The following is a 1615-nucleotide window of genomic DNA, read 5'->3' on the forward strand; positions in this document are numbered from 1 at the left end:
TTCGGTCTCCTCCGTCTTGGCCCGCAGAGTGGTGGCGATCGCGTACCCGGCGGCAGCCAGTGCTGCGTACAGGATCATGATCGCCAGGAACCCGGTGAGCGGGTCGTCGCCGAACATCTTGGCCGCCGCAGGTATGTCGCTGACCATCTCCTCGACGCCGTCGCCGAGGTAGGTGCCAGTTGCCCCGAACATCACGAAGGTGCCTAGGAACCACCAGAACAGCGCCGTACGCTGCTGGCGCCACGACATTGCGAGCGGAGACGAGAGCATGCTGCTCGCTTCGGCGCGGCCGGAGCCGCCGGAGAGGAGGGCGCCGTCGAAATCGCGCTTCGACGCCAAGAATGCGCCCACGGCCAGGAGCACCAGGACCGCCGTGAGGCTCAGTGCGAGCGGCCACCAGCGTAGGTCGACGTACGCCCGCATCTGCTGCGTCCACGCGATCGGTGAGAGCCAGGAGAGCCAGGTGCCGTGCTCGCCGGGATCGGCCTGCAGGTCGCCGATGCCGCGCACCAGCACGGATATGCCGAGGACGGCGAGCCCGAGGCCGGTTGCGCCGCGCCCGTGGGTGGTCAGTTGCGAGGTGACCAGGGCGACCGCGGCGAAGACCAGGCCGCTGACGGCGATCGCTGTGGACAGCGCGAAGGTGTCCTCGACTGGCAGGTTGCCGGCGGAGATGAGTAGCACGCTGCCGAGCACCGCGAAGATGACGTTGGCGATGATCACCGTCAGCAGCGAGGCGGCGACCGCCGCGTGCCGCCCGACGACACCGGAACGGACCAGTTCGGCCCGCCCGCTCTCCTCCTCGTCGCGGGTGTTGCGAACGACCTCGAACATGTTCATGACCCCGAGCAGACCGAACATCCACAGGGTCATCTCGTTGGCGAACATCGCGCCGATCGTGTAGTCGTCCAGGCCATATCCCGGTCCGCCCATGAAGACGGACGCGGGCAGCGTCATCTGGTCGGCCCGCCCTTGGCGGTCCTCAGCAGTGGGGAACGCAGCGTTCAGCGCGGTGACGAAGTAGGCATACAGCGCGAGCAGCGAGACGGTCCAGACGGTCAGCCGCACCCGGTCGCGCCGCAGCATGAACCGGGTCAGGTGCCAGGTCCCCGCGAAGGAGGTCAGTGGCGTACGCCGGGGGCGGGCCGGAGCGAGCGTGCTCATCACGCGTCCTCCGTCTCGATGACGTCGCCGTAGTGCCGCATGAAGAGCTCCTCGAGCGACGGCGGCGTGATGGTCAGGCCACGTACGTCGAGGTCGGTCAGCGTCTTGAGCACGTCGCTGACGGCGGCGTTGTCCACATCGAAGGCGACCCGGATTCCGGCGCCGTTCTGGCTGGTCACGAGGTCGTTGACGGCCTGAAGCCCGCTCAGAGCCGACGGGTCGCCGCCGACGGTCGCGACGACGGAAGAGCGGGTCAGGTGGCGCAGCTCCTCGAGCGTGCCGGACTCGACGGCGACACCGGACCGGATGATCGTGACGGTGTCACAGACCTTCTCGACCTCGCTGAGGATGTGGCTGGAGAGCAGGACGGAGGAGCCGGCGGCCTTGGCCTCGCGGGCGTACTCGGTGAAGACGGCCTCCATCAACGGGTCGAGACCGGAGGTCGGCTCGT

Annotated in this window: 2 protein-coding genes; both read right to left on the reverse strand. The window is 68.4% G+C overall.

Annotation, left to right across the window (positions count from 1 at the left end):
- A partial coding sequence (locus tag ACRDPS_RS22335) for an ABC transporter permease (protein WP_431503864.1) occupies positions 1–1164 on the reverse strand: 1164 nt, incomplete at its 3' end.
- Positions 1164–1615, reverse strand: a 452-nt coding sequence (locus ACRDPS_RS22340; RefSeq protein WP_431503865.1) for a DUF4162 domain-containing protein, incomplete at its 5' end; no start/stop codon positions are given. The genes ACRDPS_RS22335 and ACRDPS_RS22340, both read right to left, overlap by 1 nt.

Source organism: Nocardioides sp. (assembly GCF_050699375.1).
In the GTDB taxonomy this organism is placed as follows: domain Bacteria; phylum Actinomycetota; class Actinomycetes; order Propionibacteriales; family Nocardioidaceae; genus Nocardioides.